This is a genomic window from Clostridium collagenovorans DSM 3089 (genome assembly GCF_900130005.1).
Lineage (GTDB): Bacteria > Bacillota > Clostridia > Clostridiales > Clostridiaceae > Clostridium_D > Clostridium_D collagenovorans.
In genome coordinates this window covers 163710-185120 of record NZ_FQXP01000007.1, presented here as the reverse complement: position 1 = coordinate 185120, position 21411 = coordinate 163710, and the positions used below count along the sequence as shown (strand labels likewise).

Below are 21411 nucleotides of genomic sequence, written 5' to 3'. Positions count from 1 at the left end.
AAGAATATGTATCTTCAGATAGATAAATTAAGCAAGAAATTTAATGATAAAGTAGTCTTAGATAATTTGACTTTATCCATAAATCAAGGTGAGATACTATGTCTTTTAGGGCCTTCTGGATGTGGTAAGACTACAGCTTTGAAACTTGTAGGTGGGTTTCTAAAAGAGGATTGTGGAAATGTAACTATAGATGGTGAAGACATAATGGCATTACCACCTGAAAAAAGACCTGTTTCAACTGTGTTTCAGTCTTATGCACTATTTCCACATATGACAGTATTAGAAAATGTTATTTATGGATTAAAGTTTAAGGGATATAAGAAAAAAGAGGCTATAAAAGAGGGCGAAAAATACTTAGAAATAGTTGATTTATTATCTCACAAAAATAAGAAAATAGCAGAACTAAGTGGTGGACAACAACAAAGAGTTGCACTTATAAGAGCTTTAATTGTAAAGCCAAAGGTTTTACTTTTAGATGAACCTTTAAGTAACTTAGATGCGAAGTTAAGAGTTAAAATGAGGGAAGAGATAAAATCAATACAAAAGCAGTTTAACACAACTATGATTTTTGTAACTCATGACCAAGAAGAGGCACTTAGTATTGCAGATAAAATAGCCGTAATGAATAAGGGGAAATTAGAGCAATTAGGTACTCCAGAGGAAATATATAATAGTCCAGTTAATAACTTTGTTTTAGATTTTATAGGAAACTCTAATGTAATAAAAGATGATGAAGGTAAAAATATATTTATAAGACCTGAACATATAATAATGAGCAAAGAAGATGGAGATTTACTGGGAAATATTGTTTCTAGAGTCTTTATGGGTTCATACATAACTTACATAGTTAACACTGAAAAAGGAACATTGAATGTAAAGGAATCCAACTTAAATGGAGATATATACTCTATAAATGAAGAAGTTCATCTTAAGATAATAAAAGAAGGAATAATTTAAAAAAATAAAAGCCATGTACATATCTAGGTATTTTCTAGGAGTACATGGTTTTCTGTATTAGAGCAATTATTTATTAGTATTTTCATCATCGTCGGCTGTAACACAATAAATCTTATTCATATTAACTACACCTGCACCTTTTAGCTCCTTAGGACCATCAAAATCATCACAACATAGCTTTACAAGTGATAAGATATCCTTTTTATATACATTAGGATATTTTTCATATAATAAGGCACATACACCACTTATATATGCTGAGGCACAGGAAGAACCCGTAAGCATTGTATAAGGAGATTTTAGGTGAGGAGGATAACATTTTACACCATTGATTTCAGGAACAAAAGAAGTAACACTTCTAAGAGAATTTATATTAATTGCACTGTGACATAAGTCAGGTTTTTTAACTTTCTTACTATAGCCATAGGAGCTGTAATTATACTTACTTAAGTCCTTAGATCTATCAACACCACTTACGGTTATACAATTACCTAAAGAGGCTATACCAGTTATAGAAGGGATGTTGTTAGGATTACTTCCACTAGGTACAACTACAGTTATATGATTAGCTATAGCTTTTTCAAATAAGGTTGAAAATAGCCCTAAGATAAAAGGATCATAATCAAAGGTTTCAAAAGGCATACAAATAACTTTTATGTTAAATTCACAACAGTTATCTATAAGAAATTTAAGGGCATAAAGAGTGTCTGAAATATAAGCTTTACCTGTTGAATTAAATGCCTTAACACTGTAGATATTGCATCTAGGGGCAACACCCTTAACAGTTCCTTTAGAACTAAATCCATTACCACCTATGATTCCAGCCATAAAGGTACCATGACCATAATCATCATAAGTGAAAGTATAATCATTTACTAAATCTTTAAAGCCAACTAATCTATTTTGAGGGTGAACTAAATCATCATGTGGAAACACACCACTATCTATAAGTCCAACACATACATCTAAGCCAGTTACTTTAGGAACTCCCATATAAATGCTACCTAAGTTATTAAGACTTTTCTTTAAGTCTTTTATATTAGGTAGAGTAGATTTAGCTTCTGTATTAGTGCCACATAAAAAGGCGTATTTATCAAAACAAATATATTTAATTTCAGGATATTCAATAAGTCTTTCAATACATCTTGGTGATGCAATTACACTAAGACAATTAAGTTCAGGGAAGCTACGTATTAGGGTACACTTCATGGAGGTTACTCTTTTCACTACTTCGGTAAATAAGGATTTACAGTGTATTATTACTCTAAATTGATTATAAAGGTTAGAATTAATAGCTTCTTTTAATTGAATCTCTAACTTGCTCTTAAATGAGAACATAACTTCCTCCAAATATTGTTATACAGTACAGTATATTAGTAAAATATATATAGTGTGAATAAAACTACCATATATTATATGGGGTAGATTGAATAAGTTTACTTTTAATATTGGAGGTAGGTTATATTGGAGAATTGATAGGATACAACTCCATTTCTATGATTAGTTACATAGTGTTTTGAAATAATATATGTTTAGTATGTAAAATATTGATGATATACAGCTAGAACTTTAGTTACTAGCTGTATATCTAATAATAAAATATGTATAATTTCGATTAAACTGTTAAATGTAAATAAGAAATCAATGTTGAATAAAAATATTTATATTATAAAGAGAATTCAGTTTTACACATTTCAAAGAAAGCTTTAGCTGTAGGTGACAGCGTTCTTTTTGAGTTAAGGGCTAAATAGATACTTCTCTTAATTTCTAAATCAGAAATAATGCTACATTTAAGATTAGTATCATAGGCATAATTTTCGTATAATTTTCTTGAAATAACGGATACACCCATGCCTGACCTTACAAATTGAATTAAGGTATCTATGTTATTAACCTCACATAGAATCTTAAGAGCATTAAGAGAAAGATCATTTTTTGCAAGCTCATTTTCAAAGGTTATTCTAGTTGCAGAGTTTTTTTCACGGAATATGAACTTGTATTTAAACAGTTCTTGTATGGAAATATCTGCAGGTAATCCTAAAGAAGGATGAGAAATAACAATTAAATCATCTTCAACGATATTAAAGTAAGTGATTTTGGGGTTATCAATACAAGTACCTACAATACCAATTTCAGATTTCAGATCTAATATATTCTTTATAATATCACCAGAGCCCCTCTCCTTAACGTTAAAGGTTACATCAGGATACTTGTCCAAAAACTTCTTTAAAAGTTCAGGAACAATAGTGTTACAAGGCGTAGTACTGCAAGAAAGATTAAGCTTTCCACAAATTTTCTTGTTAAAGTTTGCAATAGAATGAACTGCATGGTTACGAGTATTTATTATGTCCACAGCATAATTGAAAAAAGACTCACCAGCAGGTGTCAAATTAACTTCTTTTGATGTTCTATCAAAAAGTTGAATATTAAGTTCTTTTTCTAAACTAGAAATGTGAGAACTTATTGTGGGTTGAGATAAAAATATCTGGTTTGCAGCCTTAGAAAAACTTTTTAACTTTGCCACACTAATAAAAGCTTCGATTTGTTTAAAATCCATAATATAGCCCCCTAATTTTTATTCAATATATATTATGTAATGTATTATAGAAAAATTCAATAGTATTTAGTAAAAAAACTGATAGATAAATGTGAATTATTAAAAAAATGTGAAAAAAAGAAGCCCCAAAGGGCTAAAATAGAATTTAATGTTAAATAACTGTTAAAATTTCCATTTAAATAGAACGATTCCGCCAATCATTAAAATAAGTCCACCAATTTGGGCAAGACCAAAAGACAACTTTTCAGCACCAAATAAACCAAAGGCATCAATGGCAGCTGCGGCAGAAATTTGGGATATTAAAATTATAGCAATGGCAAAGGTTGCACCGAGACTACCTATACCCTTCATAACAGTAAAGGTAATAACTGCACCTAAAACTCCACCAAATAAATATAATTTATTAACATCTCTAAGTCCAGCAAAGCCACCATCCTTTGTGAAGAATAGGGCAATGGCTGAACAAATAAGAGCAATGGCTTGAACTATAACATTAGTATGCCACATACCAATTTTATCAGATACGTTGGTGTTAAATACACCTTGAAGGCTCATGGCTATACCAGCCACTATTGCATATATAATACCCAACATGTCAAACTCCTCCTTTGTTATTATATATTAAAAATAAAATTACAAAGATAGTTTAACCAAGGTATTCAAATATATTACTTAAATATTGTATTATGTACCGTTAATAAGCTTTAAAACCTTTAGTAACCTTGTTCTTGACGCTTATGATTAACTTTATTCTTTTCAAGATAAGCATTTTCAATATCTTCTCCAGTAAAACCAAAGAAAGAACCTAAGTCTAAGAAACACTGGAACATATTTTCGTAGTTTCTTTCAGTAGGATGTAGCTTAAAGCTTAATGCAGTATTGTAAAGGTTTAAGAATCCATCAGTACCATCAGTAATAATATTTCTATTAAGAACTAAGTTGATGTAAGTGTACTCCTTTATAAGGCCTAAACTTAATATAAAGTGTAATCCGTCAACATACTCTTCAAGCATAACTGCTTTTTCAGATGGTCCCTTTTTACTCCAGAATTTAAAACAACGAGTTTCATTGGCAAATTCACCAAGTTCAACAAGCAAAGCTAATACTTTTTTATCAAAAAGATCTTCATTTTCAAGGTTATGTTCAGAAGATATATGAACATCTAATTCTGATTGAAGATAAAATAAATTTTGTAAATCCATAAAAAAACCTCCCCTTATATTTTTATCTTATGAGTAATTATTGTAGCATTTGTACATTTTTTTATTATAAGAAATATAATATGTATACTTTAAATATAATTAATTGTATTTATTATAAAATATATTAAGTCATCACTTTAAACTCTATAAATAGCCATAGGATGATACTGTTATGATTATAGCATTAAGCTTCATTTAATAAAAGTAGTGAGAGAGGTTAAGGCATTTTAATATGAGATTAATTAAGTGGTGATTTATAGTGTTGCTACTTGAATTAAGTATGTATATTGAATTAAACATCTTTCGTATTTAATGGATTTAATGTAAAATTATATATGTAAAGTTTATATATTGAATTGCATAAGAGTTAATAAGGAGGTGAGCATATGGATATAGGGAGAATAATAGTTTGTGCGATAATAATTGTAGTATTAGGAAAAAAATATATAAATGAAAAGAAGGTGTGGTATCCTTTTGTAATGTTTCTTGCGTTAATAGGGGGAATATACACGGGAGCATATAATATATATCAATTTTTAAATCCTACCATTCAATTAGTATTGAATACAGTTACAACTATATCAGTTCTTACATTAATAGTATATATTGTTAAAAAGAGAAAAGAGCTTCTTAATCTTATTACAGGACATCAAAGTTAAGCATATTTAAGTGTAATAAAATTATCCGTATTTTTATTAATAAGTATTAAAGCTAGATTATTAGAAAGAAGCTGAGGCATTAAAGATAAATATCCTATCATGCTGTACATGTAATTTATAAATACAGTATATTTGATATAAAAGTATTAATGCCGTAGCAACTTTATCTAATTAATCTAGCTTTTTAATTTATAATTAGAATTCAGCAGTTTTAGGTGTTCTTGGGAATGGTAGCACGTCTCTGATGTTACCCATACCTGTTAAATACATAATAGCTCTTTCGAAGCCTAAACCGAATCCAGAGTGTTTAGTTTCACCATATTTTCTAAGCTCTAAATACCACCAGTAATCTTCTGGGTTTAAGTCTAATTCTTTAATTCTACCAAGTAAGTTCTCATATCTTTCTTCTCTTTGACTTCCACCAATGAGTTCTCCTATACCTGGAACTAATAAGTCCATAGCTGCAACAGTTTTTTGATCTTCGTTCACTCTCATGTAGAATGCTTTGATCTCTTTTGGATAGTTAGTTACAAATACAGGCTTCTTGAATATTTGCTCTGTTAAATATCTTTCATGTTCAGTTTGAAGGTCTATACCCCACTCAACTGGGTATTCGAATTCAACACCTGATTTTATAAGCATATCAACAGCTTCAGTATAAGTTACTTTACCAAAGTCAGAAGTTAAGATGTTGTTTAATCTTTCTAATAATCCTTTATCAATGAATTGGTTAAAGAATTCCATTTCTTCTGGAGCATTTTCTAAAGTAAATTTAATTATATATTTTAACATGTCTTCAGCAAGTTGCATGTTATCTTCAAGGTCAGCAAAAGCCATTTCAGGCTCTATCATCCAGAACTCACTTGCGTGTCTTCCAGTGTAAGAGTTCTCAGCTCTAAAAGTAGGACCGAAAGTATAAATGTTTCTATGAGATAAAGCAAAGATTTCTCCTTCTAATTGTCCACTAACAGTTAAGTTAGTTTCTTTTCCAAAGAAGTCCTCAGAGTAATCAATAGAACCATCTTCATTCTTAGGTACGTTGTCTAAATCTAAAGTTGTAACTTTAAACATTTCTCCAGCACCCTCACAGTCACTTCCAGTTATTATTGGAGTGTGAACATAAACGAATCCTCTCTCAAAGAAGAATTGGTGTATAGCATGAGCTACAACTGAACGAACTCTAAATACAGCAGAGAATGCGTTACTTCTTGGTCTTAAGTGAGCGATTGTTCTTAAATATTCAAAAGAGTGTCTTTTCTTTTGAAGTGGGTAATCAGAGTTAGACATACCCTCAATTATGATTTCTTTAGCCTTAATCTCGAAAGGTTGCTTAGCACCTGGAGTTTCAACTATAGTACCTATTATAGAAAGTGAAGAACTAATAGGTAATTTAGAAATAGCTTTAAAGTTTTCTAAAGAATCATCAAATACGATTTGAACATTTTTAAAGAAACTACCGTCATTTATTTCAATAAACCCAAAAGTTTTAGAATCTCTGATAGTTCTAATCCATCCAGAAATCTTTACATCCGTACCTAGATATTGTTGAGTTTCTCTAAAAAGAGTTTTTACTAATGTTGTTTTCATTTTAATAACCTCCTTAAAATTTAAATATAAAAATAAAAAAACCTTCCATCCCTAAATAAATAGGGACGAAAGGTTGAATTTCCGTGGTACCACCCAGATTGCCAATAGTAAACATTGACCACTCCAAACTATTGCGTTAGAAAAAATTCTAATTACAATATTCAAGTATTAACGGTTTGAACCCGTCCAAGTCTACTTTATCTTACGATATTTCGGTTGGCAACTCCGAGATGTTCTTCAATATAGGCTTCGTATCAGGCTTACACCCTCCCTGATTCGCTAAGACTACTTCCTAAATTTACTCTTCTCTTCACAGTCTTTAAAATCTGTATTTACTTTATAGTTAATATTTTAAACACAAAATTAAAAAAAATGCAAGTAAATTTTTTTTAATATTCTCTAAGGACAAAAGTTTTTACCTTAAGATCCTTACTTGAAGGCTTCTTCTTGCTGTAAAATTCTTTTTTTCCACTTGGTACTTTCCATAACTCTAGTCTGTCTACTTTAGCATAATTTAATACATCCTCTAGAGTTAAAGATTTATTTATAGGAATCATAGATTGGTTACATGCCTTTTTAACAGCACCACTGATTCCACCAATAGGTATAAATAAATCAGAGTAAGAAGAATGTATAGACTCAACATTAAGACCATTTAAGGCTAATAGTTCATCTATGTTCCTTGAAATTCTAGATACATAGCCCTTTTCGTCAATAGCAACACTAACTTGTTTATTTTCAGTGTTTACATATAAACCATTATTAATTCTTACCTTGAAACGTTTGTAAGGCTTTAAAACCTTTAAAACTATAGATTCAACTTTATCTATATCAGGATTAACAATTGTTGTAAGGGGTATGTGCATAATAGTAGTATTTTTACTTGGGACTTTATATTTTCTACATATATTTTTTTGAATATTTTCAACTTTCAGTGATGATTCATGATCAAATAAAGCAACTAATTGGTACTTCATAGTTTTCCTCCAAAAATAAACTTCAATGTTGCATTGAGATAAATTTATTTAAATTCCGTAATAAATTGAAATCTTATATTAGTTATATATTGTATTAAATAAACTACATTTGTATTTAAAAAAACTTTAAGCCACTTAAAAAATTTATTAAGACAAGCTAAAGTGCAATAGTAGTTTTAATATTACAAGCTATATATTGCTACTAAAAAACCTATTTACGAGTACTTTGAAAATTTATTTAAATAATTTAAATTTTTTATATTAATAAAGTACATAATAAGATTAAGTATTAAATACTTAATCATAATATATTCATTGTAATAACTCATGAAAGAAAAAAGTTGCTTATTACAATAAATATATGAGATTTATCTAATTTAGTGCAAATAAATAAAAATCAGATAAAACAATAGTTATTATAACATAAATAGGAATTAATTAATATTCCTATTATAATTTCAGTATTTAAAGGTTTAAACAACTTAAATACATAATTGTAATTATTATACACTAAATTTATAATATAAATCTATCATAAGAAAATTAATTTTAAAACTTAAGTAAAAATATCTTAAAAACTATTTTAAAATACCTCATGCTATGTCATAATTATAAAAGTTTTATAACAGTTAAAAAACTTTATAAAAATTTATAAAACTTATGATATAATGTAGGGTATGACAGTAAATAATAAGTGGATTAAATCAAAAATTTGACTTAATTTAACTTATGGTGGTGCTTGTAAAAATATATGTTAAAAAACATATTAAAATCCAGTAAGAGGGGTTACAAGTAAGTATTCATTATTAATGCAAAAAGATTTAAAATAATAAAAATTAATGTAGTTGGAAGCAAGAGTGAAATTTAAATAATATTTATTAGATAAGGATGGATAAGGTTATGGAAAAGCTGGTTATAAGTGGAGGAAACAAAATATTTGGTAACATTGAAATCAGTGGTGCGAAGAACGCTGCAGTAGCTATATTACCAGCAGCAGTATTAGCAAGTAAGGGTGTTAGTACTATTGAAAATGTTCCAGATATAGATGATGTAAAGTGTCTTGTTAAAATATTAGAAAGTTTAGGCTGTAAGGTTACTAGAAATGAATCTACAGTTATTATAGATAGCACAGAAGTGCATAATGTGAAAGCAAATATTGAAGAAGTTAGAAAAATGAGAGCATCATATTACCTTTTAGGAGCTCTTTTAGGTAGATTTAAAGAAGCAAGTGTAGATTTACCAGGGGGATGTCCTATAGGTGTTAGACCAATAGATCAACACATAAAAGGATTTGAAGCACTAGGTGCCGATGTAGAGGTTGGTTATGGCGCTGTAAGTGTAAAAACTGATAAACTTATAGGTACTAATATATACTTCGACGTTGTAAGCGTTGGAGCAACAATGAACGTTATGATGGCAGCTGTACTAGCAGAGGGTCAAACAACATTAGAGAATCCAGCTAAAGAACCGCATGTAGTTGATTTAGCAAACTATTTAAACTCTATGGGTGCTGACATTAAGGGTGCAGGAACAGATACAATAAGAATTAAAGGTGTTAAAGAACTTAAGGGCTGTACATATAGTGTAATCCCAGATCAAATAGAAGCAGGAACTTATATGATAGCAACAGCAGCTTGTGGTGGGGAAGTAACTATACAAAATGTTATTCCTAAACATTTAGAAGCAATAAGTGCAAAGCTTACTGAAATGGGAGTAGAAATAATAGAAGGTGATGATTCTGTTACAGTTAAGTCTGAGAGAAACTTAAAAGCTGTAAACATAAAAACATTACCATACCCTGGTTTCCCAACTGATATTCAGCAACCAATGAGTACTTTATTAACAATGGCTAAGGGTAGAAGTATGGTTACAGAAAGTATTTGGGAATCAAGATTTAAGCATGTAGATGAACTTAAAAAGATGGGCGCTAAAATTGATGTTAACGGAAGAGTAGCTATAGTTGAAGGTGTTGAGAAGTTAACAGGTGCAGAGGTTATAGCAACAGATTTAAGAGCTGGAGCTGCAATGGTAATAGCTGGACTTATGGCTGAGGGAGAAACTATTATAGCAGGATTAGAACACATAGACAGAGGATATCCTTATATTGAGGATAAATTCACTAAGCTAGGTGCAACTATACGTAGAGAAACTGTATAGTGGTAAATGGGTGATTATATATGAAATTTTGTCCTTTATATAGTGGAAGTAGTGGCAACTCAATTTTTGTTGCCTCTGATAAATCTCGCATATTAATAGATGCGGGTTTATCAGGTAAAACTATAGAAGCAGGTTTGAAATCTATAGAAGAAACATGTGAGAAAATAGATGGTATTTTTATAACCCATGAACATTCTGATCATATTAAGGGGGTAGGAATACTATCAAGGAAATACGACATACCTATTTATGCAAATGAGCTTACTTGGAAGGCTATGGATACTAAAATAGGTAAAGTTAAGGAACATAATATTAAGATTATGGATGGTAGCTATGTTGAAGTAGGTGATCTTCAGATAGTTAGTCATGGAATATCTCATGATGCAGCTGATCCTGTAGGATATTCTGTGTATAGCAAAGAAAAAAAGGCTACCATTGCAACAGATTTAGGATATTTTTCAGAAGATGTCAAAAAGGCAGTATATGATGCAGACATAGTATTATTAGAAAGCAATCATGACATTGAAATGGTTAAGTTTGGTCCATATCCATACCCTCTTAAAAAGAGAATTTTAAGTGAGGTGGGACACTTATCTAACGATGCTTGTGGTAAGGCTATAGTAGAAATAATGAATGATAAACCGAAACATATAGTATTAGGTCACTTAAGTAAAACTAATAATTATCCAGATTTAGCATATAAAACCGTAGAAAACATACTTGTTGAAGAAGGTATAAATATAGGTAAGGAAATATATCTTACTATGGCTGAGAGAGATAAACCTAGTAAGTATATAGAGCTTTAAGGAGAGATATCATGAAGAAATTAACTACTATATTATTAATGGTGACCATGGTAATGACATTACTGATGTTAACTGCATGTAATAAGGATGATAAAGGAAGCATAAACACTAAAGAAAAAATTGAAAACTTAAAACTTCCTATGGAAAAGGAAGATTTAGTTGATATGAATCTATACTTTGATGCATCAAAGGATGGAAGTAAAGAAGAGTTAGGAAAAGAAGAAAGACTTGCAAATAAAGAAGAATTTTTAGGACAATTAATTATTCAAGAGTTAATAAAAGGACCTTCTGTAAAAAGTGAACTTCAACCTATATTACCAAAGGATACTAGACTGGTAAGTTTTTCTATAAAAGACGGAATTGCTAATATTAATTTTAGTAAAGAAGCAAAGGTAGAAATGACTAAGTCTAAGGAAAATGCTTGCTTAAAGGGAATATCAAAATCCTTATCACAGCTACCAGGTATAGAAAAAGTTCAAATACTTATAGAAAGTAAGAATGTAGATACACTTGGAGGAAATTATGATATTTCAACTCCATTTGATAGTAAAGCAATAGATTCAAGATTAATAAAAAAATAATAGATTTTATCATGTAGGGAAACATAATAAAATGAAGGTTTTTATAAAATTATAACTAAATATGTTGAAAATTTACAATGTATTTATTATAATAACCTTAAATAATGCGTTATTGGGTTTTGTTTTAAACCAAAGGATTTACAAAATAATTAACCAAATAAATATAAATTGGAAAAAGGGGACTTAGAAATGAGCTTATATAAACAGTGGACAGATTTTGTAGTTGAAACAGTTAAAACTAAAGGAGAGGCAGCATTTTGGGATGAATACGGTGCTGTAGAATCAGAGTTCTATAAAAAATTTTTAGGAAGTCATAACACTAACATAAAAGGATCAGTTGCTGAATTAGCAAAAGAATATGGAGTAGATGAAGTTTACTTTGTTGGTATTTTAGATGGTATCAATGAAAGTTTAACAAACTCAATCGATTTAGAAGAAGTAGTTTCAACAACAGAAATCGATGTAGTAGTAGACTACGAAAAATTATACTTCAATATGTTAGATGCTAAAGCTGACTACTTATACTCTTTAAGCCAATGGGATGGAATATTCTCAGTAGATAAGAGAAAAGAAATAGCTAAAGAATACAGATCTTCTAAAACAGTTGTTAGAGAAGACAAAATTGGAAGAAATGATCCATGTCCATGTGGAAGTGGAAAGAAATACAAAAAATGTTGTGGTAAATAATTAAACTAATAAGCAGAAATACCTTGAGTGTTTCTGCTTTAATTAATTTAAGGAGGAATTAAAAAGGCAAGTTAAGCCTTTTGATATAAATAATAAAAGATGAATATAACATTAATTACAGTAGGAAAAATAAAAGAAAAATATTTAAAACTAGCAATAGATGAATACTCAAAAAGGTTAACAAGATATTGCAAACTAAACATAGTAGAATTAGCAGATGAAAAAACTCCAGATAATGCTTCAGAAAAAGAAGAAATAGCAATAAAGGAGAAAGAAGGAGAGCAAATATTAAAACATATTAAAGACAATATGTATGTAATAGCCCTTGATCTAAAAGGAAAACAAATAACCTCAGAAGAACTAGCGACAATGATAGATGACTTAGGAGTAAGAGGAAACTCTAACATAGCCTTTGTTATAGGAGGAAGCCTAGGAATAGCAGAAAGCGTACTAAAAAGAGCAAACTATAAACTATGCTTCTCAAAAATGACCTTCCCACATCAACTATTCAGAGTAATGCTGCTAGAACAAATATATAGAGCATACAGAATAAATAGCGGAGAACCGTACCACAAGTAAATGAGGTTTTTGCTTAAAAAGTATTGAAGGACTAACTGTTACTATAAGTCCTCCAATACTATAAATTTACTTGTTTTCAATTATGCTCGTTTTATTTATTGTTAATTTTATGTTTCTTTAAAAATATAAAGTAGCATATTAGTGAAATGATAAACATTAAAATAAATATATATACAATTGGTATTAGTGCGAATGGCTCAACCAATGTTCCATCTGGCAAAACTTCTGAACCAATAACATTATAGGCAACAAAACAAATAATAGCTGCTAAAGCTGAAACAAACATTGAACCTTTTGAAAATGCAATCATCTTATCTTTTTTCCATTTTGTTGAAATATTTTTCATTACTTGTATATTCTCCTCCGAAATAGTTGGTTTTTCTAAGCATGTTTTAAGTTTTTCTAATTCATCTAGGCATTGATTACAATCTGCCAAATGCTCTTCTATTAACAAAGAACTTTCTTTACTACAAACTTTATCGTAATACAATGGTAGCAAATCTCTAATAACTTCGCATGATAGTTTCATATTAATTTCTCCTTTAACTTTATTCTCGCACGATGATAAGTAACTCTTGCCCAACTTTCAGTTTTACCAAATAATTCAGCTATTTTTAAAAATGATAAATCACCAAAAAAACGCAAAGTAAATACTTCTTTATATGGTTCTTCTAGATTATGGAGTAGTTTATGAATTTCAAATGCACTTTCATCGTCAAATAATATCTGTTCAAAATCAATGTCAAAAATATTCACGTTATCTTTAAGTCTTTCAAAATTATTTTGCTCTTTTTTAAAATATGAAAAATATGAGTTTTTAGCAATTTGGCATAGCCAAACGATCATCTTACAATTACCCTTGAACCCATCAATATTTTTTAATGCTTTAAAAAAGGTTTCTTGTGTTATATCATCTGCAATACTTTCATTTTTACAAAGACTTAGCACATATCTATATACATCCGTGAAATATTCAGAGTACACTTCTTCAAAATCTGTCACATTTTCACCGCCTTTCATATATAAGACTATAAAAAGTGTATTTCGTTACAAATTTTCGAAAAAAATTATTATGATGTATAGCAGCTAATTTCTACCTATTAATTTAAATATTATACTATGATTATGTATGATAATAATAGGGGAGTAAATGGAGTAATAAATAATTTTGATAGTTTCGTAAGATGGTGTAGGAGTTACATATAAAAATTTTATAGTCTTAGGCTTTGATTTAACTTGCCTAAGGCTGTTTTTATAGAGTAAAATAGCGTATCATAAGCAAAATTTTATTTACAAAATATGTTATAATAAGTTATAAATAAACGGTAAATTTATAAGAGAGGAAAGTTATAGTATGAGAACAGAACAAGAAATGCTTAATTTAATATTGGATGTAGCAAAAAATGATAAAAGAATTCGTGCAGTTTATATGAGTGGCTCAAGAACAAATCCTAATGCTATAAAAGATATTTTTCAGGACTATGATATTGAATGCGTTGTTGAAGAAACAAAATCATTTCGTAAACAAAAAGATTGGATTGACCAATTTGGTGAACGATTATATATGCAATATCCTGAAGAGAATTCTTATTATGAAAATGATGTTGATAATTGTTATGTATGGCTTATTCAATTTACTGACGGAAATCGTCTTGATTTAACTGTAAGCACATTATCCCATGCGCTAAAAAATATTGAAGGTGACAGACTTTGCAAGATATTACTTGATAAAGAAAAGTGTTTGCTTGACATGCCTGAAGCAACAGATATGGATTATTGGGTGAAGAAGCCAACAGAACATAATTTTTTTGATACATGTAATGATTTTTGGTGGTGTCTTAATAATGTAGCAAAGGGATTATGGCGTGAAGAAATACCATATGTAATGGATATGATAAATTATGTTGTTCGCCCACAATTAATTCGTTTAATGGAGTGGAAAATAGGATTTGACACAAACTTTACTGTTAGTATTGGGAAATAAGGAAAATATATGTATAGGTGGTTAGAGAACCATATGTGGAATACATTCTTGAAGACATACCCTTCAGGAGAAGTGAAATGTATTTGGAAATCAGTTTTTATTATGTGTGATTTATTTAATGATATAGCCAAAGATATAGCATGTAAAATGAATATTAAATATGAGGAAAGTCAAGCAATGAATAGCTTAAAGTTTTTAAAAGATGTGCACTTATTACCAAAAGATGCAAAGAAAATATATTGAGAATATTGAAAGTGATTAGATAGCAATATTTATACAAAGGTAAGTAACTTCTTGTTAGATGATAAAAATAAAGGATATAGATTTAGTGAGAGGTTGGGATGTTTAATACTATCTATCACTAAAGATAAAATATGTGTTAAGTAAAGCGAGAGCAATTCTAATTTGTAAGGGAGAACAAGGCTATGGGTCATAACTGGGATGAGGAATTACAATTTCTAATTAACGTTCGTAAAGATTGGTGTAATTCTGATTATATTGAATTTTTAATTGATAAGGTTTGGAGAATAACTAAGCCAATTAATATAGTTGACTTTGGGTGTGGATATGGCTATTTGTGCGATTTACTAATGCCTCTTTTACCTAAGGGGAGTACGTATACTGGTATAGATAAAAGTAAGGAATTATTGAATTTTGCAGAAAAACATTTATCATCATATTGTTTTGATGTTGAATTGATATGTGCAGATTTGAACGAATATGTGCCTATGAAAAAATATGATTTAGCTATTTCACAAGCAGTATTACGCCATATACCACAACCTATGAATATATTAAAAAAGATGACAGAAGCTGTAGTTGATGATGGATGGGTAATTTGCTTTGAGGGAGATAGACCAATTGAAGATGCTGGATTTTATAGTAGTGATATTGATTATCGTGATATGAATCAATCGTTATTATTTCAAAAAATGTGGAGTTACGAATATAATAATGGTGGTAGGGATTATAGAACAGGAATAAAGATTCCACAATATATGCAACAAATTGGACTAAAAGATATTGGCGTAAGGATGAATGATGCTGTTAAATTTATCAATCCAATGGATAGTGAATACGAAAGTAAATTTGATGCTTTTGTAGAACATAAAGGTTATTATAGCATCTTGGATAACAACGATAGTAAAACTTTCAGAACTAATAAAGGCTTGACATTATCAGAGCAACAAGAATTTAATCAAAATGAAAAGAACATAGCTGAAACTATACTTGAAAATAAAGGTAAGGGATTTATTCTTCAGGCTCCATGCATTCTGATTTCTTATGGAAAAAAATGATTTGAATATACCGGAACTTACAAATTCAAATTTGATGTTAATGAGGTTGAAATAAATGGCAAGTGAACTTGGAGAACAGCTTGCTGAATATACAAAAAATGATGTTAGTTCATACAACAATTTTTATATTGTAAATGCTGATTTTGAAACATATAACTTTAAGCAACAAAAATTTGATATCTTATAAATAAGAAAAGCTTAGTGCGGCAACACTAAGCAATCCTTAGGACATTTATTTTGTTTTAGGGCTATTAAATGAATTAAATAAATTTAATTAAGAGTAAGGCATACTATTTTTAGCGAGATAGGTGATTTTTCTCTTTGCCATGAACTTTTATATGAGTTCCCCAAAAATTAATCTTTATAATTAACTTAGCAATGAAGAGATTATGTTTTAAAATAACAACAATGTTTTTTATGTTTAATTCTAGCATATTCAATATCAGACCCTAACTATTATGAAATATCATCAATAGTCCTAGGGAGATAAAATGGAAAAACCTCACTTGAAGTAGTTACGGATAACCATACCATAAGTAAGCCTCCAAATCTTTGATTTGGCTAGGCGAACTTACTCATTCGACGTCAGGAAAAAAGAGTTTAACTATTGTGAATATAATAAAAATACTATATTATATTCACATGAAGTAATAGATAAAATATCTATAAAAAGGCTAAAGTTTTATTCTAAAATAGTAGTTAGATTACAACAAATTGAGCATATTCATTCAATATATAGAAAAGTATATCAAGGTAATAAATTGAGGACAATGACTTTAAATAGAGATAATAATATGACAAATTTAATATATTTAAAAAACATAAGATTATGAACTATACAGAGGTAAAAGGAATAACTTATAGGAATATATTAATAAGGGGTTTGAAGGAGAAAACCATTATGAGTACATTTCTTTATAAAATTTATAATAGTATATATATAAAATCAATAAGGCGAGGGCTTTTGAAAGTTCAACCTATCATTTTAATAAATTGTATATTTATAATAATACTTAATATAAATAGTGATACATTTATGAACATAATGAAGGTAATTATAAATGATAATTGGAAGAATATTTTTAGCAATATATATAACAGCTTGTATATGCTATCAAAGGCTCTAATTGTAATATCAATTTGTAGCGAACTAGCTAAAATACGTGTATACGAAAATCAAGATATAAAGTATATGGGTAATAGTGTAAGTTCAAGTATGGTTGGGTTTATAGGGTTAGTTTCAGCAATTACTTTTACTAGTATTTTCACTATGGATAGTGTTATGAAGACTGGAAGCAATGTAATTATAGCATCAAATTGGACTTTGTTAGCTATAGTAGTTAGTATAATATTTAGCGAAATTTATATTAAAATATATTATTATATGCTAGATAGTAGAAAGAACTTAATTAATAGTTATGAAAGGGCTGTAAGACAGTCTATTTTAGCTATATTTCCTTTAGTTTTAACTATAGTTATAGTAATTTGTGTAGCCTTCTTAATTGATACATTTTATTTTAGTAAGATAAACGGCATTGAAAACATAACCATACATGGAGCTAATAACTTTTTAAATGATATAAAATATATATTCATAAAAAATGCCTTATGGGTAATAGGTGGACATGGTGGGGATTTAATAATACATGACCAATCCTTTAACAGATTGTATGTAGATACATTTACTAACATGGGTGGAGCTGGAAGTACCATATGCTTAATAATAGCAATAGTTTTATATAGTACAAATAAATACAGCAAGAAGATATCAGTTATATCAATAATACCAAGCATATTTAATATTAATGAAATTATTACATATGGTCTACCAATACTATTTAATCCTATATATATAGTTCCATTAACTTTAACGCCGATAGTTTTATATGCAATAGCTCAAGTAGCGTTTGAATTAGGACTAGTTCAAATTGTAAATACTAATATGAGCTGGACACATCCGATTTTATTTAATGCTTATAAGCTAACAGGTGGATTTTCAGGGCTTATACTACAAGTCATTAATATTATTGTGGGGATTATGATATATACTCCTTTTGTTAAAATATCTGATAATATAAGCAAGAGAGAAAAACAAGAGGCTTATGAGCAACTTAAAAATAAGATTTTTTCTGGAGAGCTAGAAAAGCAAAACTTATCTAGTGGAATTGATAGTATGGGGGAGATAAGTATATTTTTAGGAGAGGAGCTTAAAGATATACTGACTGGCAGAAAAAAGAATGAAGGTGAACTATATTTAGAGTATCAACCACAGATAAGTAAGGGAAAAAAAGTTGTTGGAGTGGAAGCTCTTTTAAGGTGGAGGCAGGAAGAGTTTGGAAATATACCACCAAATATTATAATATTAATTGCAGAGGAAGTAGGATTAATTTATCCTTTAGGAAAATGGATTGCAAAAGAAGCAATTGAGCGGCTTTCAATATGGGATAAAGAATTAGAAAAGAAGATAGATATGTCTATAAATGTATCCACAAAGCAATTAACAGACGATACCTTTGCAAGTTACATAAAAGATATTATAAAGCTTTATAATGTTGATCCAAATAATATTAAAGTTGAGATAACAGAAAGCTTTGCAATAGGGGAAGATGATGTAACTAAAAAACAGTTAACTAAGCTAACCGAATATGGTGTAAGACTAGCAATAGATGACTTTGGAGTTGGATATAATCCTTTATTATATATAAAGAAGTACAATATAGATTGTATAAAAATAGATGGAAGTCTAATAAGGGATATAGATAAAAATGAAGAGTCTAAAAGTATAGTAAGCTCTGTATATAAACTATGTGAATCAACGGGTATAACAGTAATTAATGAGTTTGTAGAAACAGAGGAGCAGAAAACTGTTTTAGACGAGATGGGAGATGGTTTATATCAAGGATATTTATTTAGTAAACCACTTAAAGCAGATATGTGTGTAAACTATATAAAAGATAATATTTAATTTTAATAAATAGTTTTAAAATACAAAGGGGGTTGTCCAAAAGACATCCCCTTTAAATTAATATATAATTTATTAACCAGCCATTCCTATAAACATACCTACTATATATGGTACTAACCATATTAACCATACAGTAATACTGAATTTGTGGAAAGCTTCTTTTCGCTTTTTATCGTTTTTATATAATACCCAAGTAGCCCAAACAGCATGGAATACCATTAAAAGAATGGCTAAAAGGCCTGTAATTCCATGCAAATTTTCACTTGCTGCTGAAATAGCTACTACATTAGATTTAGCAATGCTACTCATAGTTAGGGTACCGATAGTGTCACATATTAGACCTAGCCAAAATATAATGACATGCTTTTTAGTTAAACACTTAGATCTTCTTTCTCCAAACACACCGGTAGTATAAAATACTAGAGCTAATGTTATTGCAACGATAGCTAAAATTAATTTTCCGCTCATAATATAAGACCCCTTTGTTAAAAAAATATTTTGTTATAGTATTAGTTTAGCAAAGTATTGTGATAAAAAAGTAAACATTATATTAAATTCAAATTAAATATAATGGAAAAAGAAATAAGATTTACTAGAGAAGATAAGTAGAATTTATTTCGTCTATAGTATCCAAATTTAGTAACTTTAATTTAGTAAATATATAATCTATTAATAACTGATAAATACTTCAAATATCATTATAAAATACTCTAATAATTGCTTGGTAGAAAAATTTCGAATTTTGTAAAAAAATAGTAGATACGCTTTAATCTTTATGGTAATATATGATAATAAACAAGCTAGTAAGTCCTTCAAGATAGCTAGTGGAGGTGTATATTGTGTCCCCATAAATGAGTAGAATGTTATAAGCTTTTTCAAATAGTAGAATATATAAATTAAGTTAGTGTACAAGCAGTGCACAAGATATACGAAAGCGGTGATTATAATGTTAGAAATACTTATGCTTTTAATAGGATTGTTTGCTTTAGGGGGAGGGTTCGTTCTAGAAGGAGGACACCTCACAGCTTTATTTACTCCAACGGCATTAATGATAGTTTTTGGAGGAACTATAGGAGCAGTAGGATTATCATTTTCATTAAAAGAGTTAAAAACTATACCAAAAACTTTAATAAAAGTTTTTGCTTTTAAGAAGAAAAATGAATTTGATATTTATGAAAAAACTATTGCTTATTATAAAGAAATTTCGATTAAGTTAAGAAAAGAAAATTTTACTTTCATAGAAAAAGAGCTTGAAACGAATAAAGAATTGGATTCTATGACTCGAAAGGGTTTGCAATTATTTGTAGATGGATTTAAAGAAAATGTTGCTAAAAATATATTAGAAAATTATTATTATGCAGAAGAAGAATTAGCAGAAAATCAAGCTAGTATTTTTGAAGCAGCAGGAGGATTTGGTCCAACGATGGGGATCATAGGAACGGTAATGGGTTTAGTACATGTATTAGGAAACTTAGATGATCCAGACACATTGGGTCCTAAGATTGCCGTTGCTTTCGTTGCTACATTATATGGTGTAGCTTCAGCAAACCTTTTATGGCTACCTATTGCAAGTAAAATAAAATTAATAAATAGTATTAATCTAAAAAATAAACAACTTTGTTTAGAAGGAAGTATGTGTTTAATTGAAAGCGTAAATTCTTATGAATTGGAAGAAAGGCTAAAAAGCATTATAGGTGATTGTTATGAAACCAAGAAAAAAACCGAAGAAAGAAAATAATGAAAGATGGTTATTAACCTATTCGGACTTAATAACTTTATTAATGATATTTTTCGTAGTAATGTATTCAATGAGCAATTTAGATAAAGTTAAATATGAAAAGATAGTTCGATCAATGTCTGGTGCTATGGGAGGAAATTCATTTTTTTCAGATATAACAGAGCAAAGTGGATCACCAAAAGAAGAAGAAAAAGATGAGTTTAAAGATTTAAAGGAAAAAATAAACAACATAGCTTCACAAAATGAAAACAAAGATGAAATCGTAGCAACTGAATATGAAAAAGGATTAGTTATTTCTTTTAAAGATGGAATTTTATTTGATTCTGGCTCGGATATATTAAAAGAGGAATCATATAATAAATTATATGAAATAGGAGAAAGTCTAAAGGGAACTTGCAGTTATGCTAGAATAGAAGGACATACAGATAACATACCTATACATAAAGAGTTATTTTCTTCTAATTGGGATTTATCTAGTGCAAGAGCAACTACAGTTTTAAACTTCTTTGTGAAAAATGGATATATTTCACCAGAAAAAATTTGTTCTGTAGGGTATGGGGAATATAGACCTGTAGATACAAACGATACTGAAAGCGGTAGAAATAATAATAGAAGAGTTGATATAGTTTTAGTAAATTCAAAATTTGAAGAAATAGAGAAATAAATAAAGATAGGAG

Annotated in this window: 21 protein-coding genes, 1 pseudogene and 1 other annotated feature; of the genes and pseudogenes, 13 read left to right on the top strand and 9 right to left on the bottom strand. The window is 29.1% G+C overall.

Going from position 1 to position 21411, the window contains the following annotated elements:
- Nucleotides 1-6 precede the first annotated feature (6 nt).
- Nucleotides 7-957: an ABC transporter ATP-binding protein gene (locus BUA48_RS10295; protein ID WP_072831976.1), complete on the top strand. Its 951-nt coding sequence runs from the start codon at nt 7-9 to the stop codon at nt 955-957.
- Nucleotides 958-1023: 66 nt separating this feature from the next.
- Here BUA48_RS10295 and BUA48_RS10290 read toward each other — a convergent pair whose 3' ends face one another.
- The 4 genes from BUA48_RS10290 to BUA48_RS10275 all read right to left on the bottom strand — a co-directional run bounded on the left by BUA48_RS10290 (nt 1024) and on the right by BUA48_RS10275 (nt 4716).
- A complete protein-coding gene (locus BUA48_RS10290; protein WP_072831975.1) occupies nt 1024-2295 on the bottom strand; it encodes a S8 family serine peptidase in 1272 nt (423 codons plus the stop codon).
- A 328-nt stretch (nt 2296-2623) separates the two neighbouring features.
- Nucleotides 2624-3514, bottom strand: a complete 891-nt coding sequence (locus BUA48_RS10285) for a selenium metabolism-associated LysR family transcriptional regulator (protein ID WP_072831974.1) — start codon at nt 3512-3514, stop codon at nt 2624-2626.
- Between the two features lie 162 nt (nt 3515-3676).
- Nucleotides 3677-4108 (bottom strand): DMT family transporter, encoded by a 432-nt coding sequence (locus BUA48_RS10280; RefSeq protein WP_072831973.1) that lies wholly within the window; start codon nt 4106-4108, stop codon nt 3677-3679.
- Nucleotides 4109-4227: 119 nt separating this feature from the next.
- Nucleotides 4228-4716: a dUTP diphosphatase gene (locus BUA48_RS10275; protein ID WP_072831972.1), complete on the bottom strand. Its 489-nt coding sequence runs from the start codon at nt 4714-4716 to the stop codon at nt 4228-4230.
- A 386-nt stretch (nt 4717-5102) separates the two neighbouring features.
- On the opposite strand from BUA48_RS10275, the gene BUA48_RS10270 reads away from it, so the two are divergent.
- On the top strand, nt 5103-5375 hold the full coding sequence (locus tag BUA48_RS10270; RefSeq protein WP_072831971.1) for a hypothetical protein: 273 nt from the start codon (nt 5103-5105) through the stop codon (nt 5373-5375).
- Nucleotides 5376-5570: 195 nt separating this feature from the next.
- On the opposite strand, the gene asnS is transcribed toward BUA48_RS10270, so the two are convergent.
- Both asnS and BUA48_RS10260 read right to left on the bottom strand, forming a co-directional pair.
- Nucleotides 5571-6962: an asparagine--tRNA ligase gene (gene asnS, locus BUA48_RS10265; RefSeq protein WP_072831970.1), complete on the bottom strand. Its 1392-nt coding sequence runs from the start codon at nt 6960-6962 to the stop codon at nt 5571-5573.
- 58 nt (nt 6963-7020) lie between these two features.
- Nucleotides 7021-7285: a binding site (T-box leader), on the bottom strand.
- Between the two features lie 66 nt (nt 7286-7351).
- Entirely contained in the window at nt 7352-7939 is a 588-nt protein-coding gene (locus BUA48_RS10260) for a hypothetical protein (protein ID WP_072831969.1), read from the bottom strand.
- Between the two features lie 900 nt (nt 7940-8839).
- Between BUA48_RS10260 and BUA48_RS10255 the strand changes: the two genes are divergently transcribed.
- The 5 genes from BUA48_RS10255 to rlmH all read left to right on the top strand — a co-directional run bounded on the left by BUA48_RS10255 (nt 8840) and on the right by rlmH (nt 12749).
- A complete protein-coding gene (locus tag BUA48_RS10255; RefSeq protein WP_072831968.1) occupies nt 8840-10096 on the top strand; it encodes a UDP-N-acetylglucosamine 1-carboxyvinyltransferase in 1257 nt (418 codons plus the stop codon).
- 20 nt (nt 10097-10116) lie between these two features.
- Nucleotides 10117-10902, top strand: a complete 786-nt coding sequence (locus tag BUA48_RS10250; RefSeq protein ID WP_072831967.1) for an MBL fold metallo-hydrolase — start codon at nt 10117-10119, stop codon at nt 10900-10902.
- Nucleotides 10903-10913: 11 nt separating this feature from the next.
- Nucleotides 10914-11483: a GerMN domain-containing protein gene (locus BUA48_RS10245; RefSeq protein WP_072831966.1), complete on the top strand. Its 570-nt coding sequence runs from the start codon at nt 10914-10916 to the stop codon at nt 11481-11483.
- Nucleotides 11484-11672: 189 nt separating this feature from the next.
- Nucleotides 11673-12170 carry an SEC-C metal-binding domain-containing protein gene (locus BUA48_RS10240; protein WP_072831965.1) on the top strand — a complete coding sequence of 166 codons (498 nt, stop codon included), beginning with the start codon at nt 11673-11675 and terminating at the stop codon, nt 12168-12170.
- Between the two features lie 99 nt (nt 12171-12269).
- Nucleotides 12270-12749, top strand: coding sequence for a 23S rRNA (pseudouridine(1915)-N(3))-methyltransferase RlmH (gene rlmH, locus BUA48_RS10235; RefSeq protein WP_072831964.1), 480 nt, complete (start codon nt 12270-12272; stop codon nt 12747-12749).
- Between the two features lie 91 nt (nt 12750-12840).
- On the opposite strand, the gene BUA48_RS10230 is transcribed toward rlmH, so the two are convergent.
- Together BUA48_RS10230 and BUA48_RS10225 are read right to left on the bottom strand one after the other, a co-directional pair.
- Nucleotides 12841-13278: a DUF3955 domain-containing protein gene (locus BUA48_RS10230; protein WP_072831963.1), complete on the bottom strand. Its 438-nt coding sequence runs from the start codon at nt 13276-13278 to the stop codon at nt 12841-12843.
- Nucleotides 13275-13751: an RNA polymerase sigma factor gene (locus BUA48_RS10225; protein ID WP_072831962.1), complete on the bottom strand. Its 477-nt coding sequence runs from the start codon at nt 13749-13751 to the stop codon at nt 13275-13277. The genes BUA48_RS10230 and BUA48_RS10225 overlap by 4 nt, the downstream gene beginning before the upstream one ends.
- 352 nt (nt 13752-14103) lie before the next feature.
- Between BUA48_RS10225 and BUA48_RS10220 the strand changes: the two are divergent.
- From BUA48_RS10220 to BUA48_RS10210, 4 genes and pseudogenes are all read left to right on the top strand, one after another.
- Nucleotides 14104-14976, top strand: a pseudogene (locus BUA48_RS10220) (aminoglycoside 6-adenylyltransferase).
- Nucleotides 14977-15158: 182 nt separating this feature from the next.
- Complete coding sequence (locus tag BUA48_RS10215; protein WP_072831961.1) at nt 15159-16031, top strand: class I SAM-dependent methyltransferase; 873 nt, start codon at nt 15159-15161, stop codon at nt 16029-16031.
- Between the two features lie 55 nt (nt 16032-16086).
- Nucleotides 16087-16218 (top strand): hypothetical protein, encoded by a 132-nt coding sequence (locus BUA48_RS15925; RefSeq protein WP_278336839.1) that lies wholly within the window; start codon nt 16087-16089, stop codon nt 16216-16218.
- Between the two features lie 714 nt (nt 16219-16932).
- Entirely contained in the window at nt 16933-18996 is a 2064-nt protein-coding gene (locus BUA48_RS10210; protein WP_072831960.1) for an EAL domain-containing protein, read from the top strand.
- 72 nt (nt 18997-19068) lie between these two features.
- On the opposite strand, the gene BUA48_RS10205 is transcribed toward BUA48_RS10210, so the two are convergent.
- The gene (locus tag BUA48_RS10205) at nt 19069-19464 is read right to left on the bottom strand and encodes an HsmA family protein (protein ID WP_072831959.1); all 396 of its coding nucleotides are present in this window, start codon (nt 19462-19464) and stop codon (nt 19069-19071) included.
- Between the two features lie 478 nt (nt 19465-19942).
- Between BUA48_RS10205 and BUA48_RS10200 the strand changes: the two genes are divergently transcribed.
- Nucleotides 19943-20734 (top strand): motility protein A, encoded by a 792-nt coding sequence (locus tag BUA48_RS10200; RefSeq protein WP_242944336.1) that lies wholly within the window; start codon nt 19943-19945, stop codon nt 20732-20734.
- The gene (locus BUA48_RS10195; protein WP_072831958.1) at nt 20700-21398 is read left to right on the top strand and encodes an OmpA/MotB family protein; all 699 of its coding nucleotides are present in this window, start codon (nt 20700-20702) and stop codon (nt 21396-21398) included. The genes BUA48_RS10200 and BUA48_RS10195 overlap by 35 nt, the downstream gene beginning before the upstream one ends.
- Nucleotides 21399-21411: the final 13 nt, after the last annotated feature.